Raw genomic sequence first — 4114 nt, forward strand, 5'->3', positions numbered from 1 at the left:
GCAAGGAGGTGATGGCCGTCGTCGAGCTGAAGGCGCGCTTCGACGAAGAGGCGAATATCAACTGGGCGGAGCGGCTGGAGGCCGTGGGCGCACAGGTGGTGTACGGCATCGTCGGCCTGAAGACGCATGCCAAGCTGCTGCTCGTGACGCGCCGCGAGGACGGCCGGCTGCGCCGCTACGGCCACCTGTCGACCGGCAACTACAACCCGAAGACCGCGCGGCTGTACACCGATGTCGGCTGCCTGACGGCCGACGCGGAGATGACGGCTGACATCGACGCGGTGTTCCAGCAGCTCGCGAGCCTGGGCAAGATGCGCCCGCTGCGCCAGCTGCTGCAGGCGCCGTTCACGCTGCACAAGCAGATGCTGGCGCACATCCACCAGGTGGCCGATGCGGCACGGCAGGGCAAGCCGGCGCGCATCGTCGTGAAGATCAATGCGCTGACCGACGTACCGCTGATCGAGGCGCTGGTGGCGGCCGGCCAGGCCGGTGCCGACATCGACCTGATCGTGCGCGGCGCCTGCATGCTGCCGCCGGGCATCGCGGGCCTGACCGACCGCATCCGCGTGCGCTCGGTGGTGGGCCGGCTGCTGGAGCATTCGCGCGTGCTGTATTTCCGCTGGGGCGCGGGCGAGGCGGACGAGGCCTTGTTCATGTCGAGTGCCGACTGGATGGGGCGCAACATGTTCCGCCGCATCGAGGTGGCCTGGCCGGTGCGCGATGCGGCGATGCGCCAGCGTGTCATCGACGAATGCCTGGTGCCCTATCTGCACGACGGCAAGGACGCCTGGAGCCTGCAGTCGGACGGCAGCTACCGGCGGATCGGCACCGACGGCCCGAGCGCGCAGCAGGCGCTGATGACACTGAGGGTGGCGAAGCAAACTGGAGTGGGGTAACAGCCATGGACCTGATCCTGTGGCGCCATGCAGAGGCGCATGTGCTGCGCGATGGCCAGGACGACCTGGAGCGCACGCTGACACCGAAGGGCGAGCGCCAGGCGCAGCGCATGGCCGAGTGGCTGAACCAGCGGCTGGCGCATTCGACGCGCATCCTGGTGAGTCCGGCGGTGCGCACGCAGCAGACTGCGAAGGCGCTCGACAAGTCGTTCAAGACGCTGGCGGCGCTGGCGCCCGATGCGGCGGCCGATGCCGTGCTGAAAGCCGCACGCTGGCCCGATGCGACCGAGCCGGTGCTGGTGATCKGTCACCAGCCGACGCTCGGCCAGGTGGCGGCGCTGCTGCTGAGCGGGCAAGCGCAGGAGTGGTCGATCAAGAAGGGCGCGGTGTGGTGGCTGCGCCGGCGCGACCGCGAGGGTGTCGTCGACACCGTGCTGCAGGCGGTGCAGGCGCCGGATTGCTTGTAGCGCAGCGGTCAGCGGGGGAGGCTGACGTCGGCGAGCCCATTCATCACGTGGTCGATCAGGCTGTCGAGGCGGGGGCACATCGCTGCCTGCGCGCCGTTGCTCACGTGCTTCAGCTGATCCTTCACCGCCAGCGTGGGTTGCCTCGCTGCCTGGGTCAGGCGGTGGCCCTCGAACTCGACCTCGAGCGAGGGGGGCGGGGCATGCGATGCGGCCGGTATGCTGCCAGTGACTGCACGGTTGATGACGGACATGTTCCGCTCCTTCGACTTCCGGTTGAAAGACTCTGCTGATCGGCCTCAAACCATCAGCTGCAGCGCCAGTTCCCGCTCGTCCATCGGCGGGAATTCGCTGACCTCGATCACTTCGGCGTTCTCGACATCCGGGCCGGACGCGATCATCTGGCCGAGCGTCGACAGGTTGTCGAGGAACAGCTTGAGCCAGTTCGCGAACTTCACGTCGTCGAGCTGTTCGACCGGTGCGCTCGCCAGCTGAAGCACGCTGCCGGTGGACTCATGCCAGTGCAGTGCCGACGTGAAGCCTTCGGCATCGGTGCGGTCGGCACTGGCCTGCCAGCGGTCTTCGTCGAAGACCTGCTCCGGACCGAAGGGCATCGTGCCGGCCTCGGCGAACAGGTGGATGCGGGATTCGACAGGCTCGTGCAGCAGGCTCACGACGTACTTGCCATCAGCCACCAACTGCAAGTGGCCTTCGCTGTCGAACTCGAAATGCACGCCACCGACGCGGCGGGAGAAGCCGTCCATCAAGTTCTTCAGGGTGTTGCTCATGGATCGAGAAGCCCGGAGGGGCCAAGAGATTCCGTGCGAACTGAGTGACCGCGGTTTGCGGCTGGTTCCATTGATTGAAAGGACATTCGTACCAGGGGGAAGCACCCCCGTGCGGTTGGCATTTGTTGACTTTTTGGGTGAACGACCTGTGCGGCAATGCCTTACGTCACGTGACAACCTGAGCCGATAGTCCACGGGTGCAGTGACGCATCACGCACACAACGACTGATGAGGTGCTCATGCCCTGGTTGGATGCCGAAAAAATTGCCGCCGCTGTTCTCGCTGCCACGCTGGGTGGCTTCGCTGCAGGACAGGCGTGGGCGCAGGTCGACGAGCCGATCCGGCCGATCCCGCTCGATGTGCGGCTCGATGCGCGCAAGGTCGCGCTCGGCGACCGGCTGTTCCACGACAAGCGCCTGTCCGGAGACGACACCATCGCCTGTGCCAGCTGCCATTCGCTCGATCGCGGCGGTGTCGATRGCCGCGTCAGCGCGGTCGGCATCGGCGGTGCGGTCGGTCCGATCAACGTGCCCACGGTGCTGAACAGCGGCTACAACTTCCGCCAGTTCTGGGACGGCCGCGCCGGCTCGCTGGAAGAGCAGGCGGCCGGCCCGGTGCACAACCCGAAGGAGATGGGCAGCAACTGGCCGCAGGTCATCGAGAAGCTCGGGCGCGACAAGGCGCTCGTTGCGGCCTTCGACGAGTCGTACCGCGACGGGCTGCAGCCGCGCAACATCCAGGACGCGATCGCGGTGTTCGAGCGATCGCTGACAACCCCGAACGCGCGCTTCGACAAGTACCTGCGCGGCGACAAGACGGCGCTGCGCAGCGACGAGCTGCAGGGGTACCAGCTGTTCAAGAGCTACGGCTGCGTCGCCTGCCACCAGGGCGTGAACGTCGGCGGCAACATGTTCCAGGTGTTCGGCGTGATGGGCGACTACTTCGCCGGCCGCGGGCAGCCGACCGCCGCCGACATGGGGCGCTACAACGTCACGCACAACGAGGCGGACCGCCACATGTTCAAGGTGCCCAGCCTGCGCAACGTGGCGCTGACGGCGCCGTACTTCCACGACGGCTCGGCCCGCACGCTCGACGACGCGGTGGACACGATGTTCCGCTACCAGCTCGGCCGGCCGGCCTCGCAGCAGGACAAGGCGTTGATCGTGAAGTTCCTGCACACGCTCACCGGCGAGCTACGCGGTCGCTCGCTCGAGCCCCGCCCCCAACCCTGAACGAGCGCCCTCCCATGATCACGATGAACAAGCGAACCTGGGTGAACCTGCTCGTCGGCGGCGTGCTGGCGGTGGTGCTGGCGCTGCTGGTGAACAAGACCTCGGACGTGAACCATGTCGAGTACGGCGAGATCGGCACCCTGCTGCGCCAGCTCAAGCAGATCGATGCCGAATGGAACGTCGACGTGCTGCGCTCGAAGACGGGGTTGAATGCGAGCTACGACCCGGTGGCGAGCCCGTTGCCGGTGATCGAGTCGCTCGACGACCTGCTGCGCAGCAAGACCGACCGGTTCTGGAGCGGTCGCGGCGACAGTGCCGAGCGCATCCTGCCGCTGCTCGACACCTACCGGCAACTGATGAGCTCGAAGGTGGAGCTGATCGACCGGTTCAAGTCGCAGCATTCGATCCTGCGCAACTCCACCCGCTACCTGCCGTCGGCGGCTTCCGAAGTGCTGCTCGCCGGGTCGGCGGCCGGCCGCGACGGGCTGGCGGCGGCGGTCGACCGCGTGCTGGTCGACACGCTCGTCTATGTCAACACGCCGGAGGTCGTCCATGTCGAGCGGGTCGACGCCAGCATCGCCCGCCTGCGCGAGCTTGCCAGGTCGCTGCCGGCCGAAGCGGCCCAGCGCGTTGCGGGCTTCTCGGCCCATGCGGAGACCGTGCTGCGCCAGCAGCAGGTGGGGGACAAGATCCTGAAGCAGCTCGCCGTGCTGCCGACCGCCCGTGCACTCGAC

Annotated in this window: 6 protein-coding genes; 4 read left to right on the plus strand and 2 right to left on the minus strand. The window is 67.3% G+C overall.

Annotated features, from left to right (window positions below; translation table 11 throughout):
- Both AC1D12_RS26730 and sixA read left to right on the plus strand, forming a co-directional pair.
- Positions 1 to 896 (plus strand): polyphosphate kinase (locus tag AC1D12_RS26730; RefSeq protein ID WP_477844027.1); only part of this gene is annotated, 896 nt, incomplete at its 5' end.
- Positions 897 to 901: 5 nt separating this feature from the next.
- Entirely contained in the window at positions 902 to 1363 is a 462-nt protein-coding gene (gene sixA / locus AC1D12_RS26735) for a phosphohistidine phosphatase SixA (protein WP_477844028.1), read from the plus strand.
- Between the two features lie 8 nt (positions 1364 to 1371).
- Here sixA and AC1D12_RS26740 read toward each other — a convergent pair whose 3' ends face one another.
- Both AC1D12_RS26740 and AC1D12_RS26745 read right to left on the minus strand, forming a co-directional pair.
- Positions 1372 to 1614, minus strand: coding sequence for a hypothetical protein (locus AC1D12_RS26740; protein ID WP_477844030.1), 243 nt, complete (start codon positions 1612 to 1614; stop codon positions 1372 to 1374).
- A gap of 45 nt (positions 1615 to 1659) precedes the next feature.
- Positions 1660 to 2148, minus strand: a complete 489-nt coding sequence (locus tag AC1D12_RS26745) for a type III secretion system chaperone (RefSeq protein ID WP_477844032.1) — start codon at positions 2146 to 2148, stop codon at positions 1660 to 1662.
- Positions 2149 to 2387: 239 nt separating this feature from the next.
- Here AC1D12_RS26745 and AC1D12_RS26750 point away from each other — a divergent pair, with 239 nt between their 5' ends.
- Positions 2388 to 3380, plus strand: coding sequence for a cytochrome-c peroxidase (locus tag AC1D12_RS26750; RefSeq protein WP_477844034.1), 993 nt, complete (start codon positions 2388 to 2390; stop codon positions 3378 to 3380).
- Positions 3381 to 3403: 23 nt separating this feature from the next.
- On the plus strand, positions 3404 to 4114 hold a 711-nt coding region (locus AC1D12_RS26755; RefSeq protein WP_477844036.1), incomplete at its 3' end, for a DAHL domain-containing protein.

It is taken from the genome of Rhizobacter sp. P1_G5 (assembly GCF_056405435.1).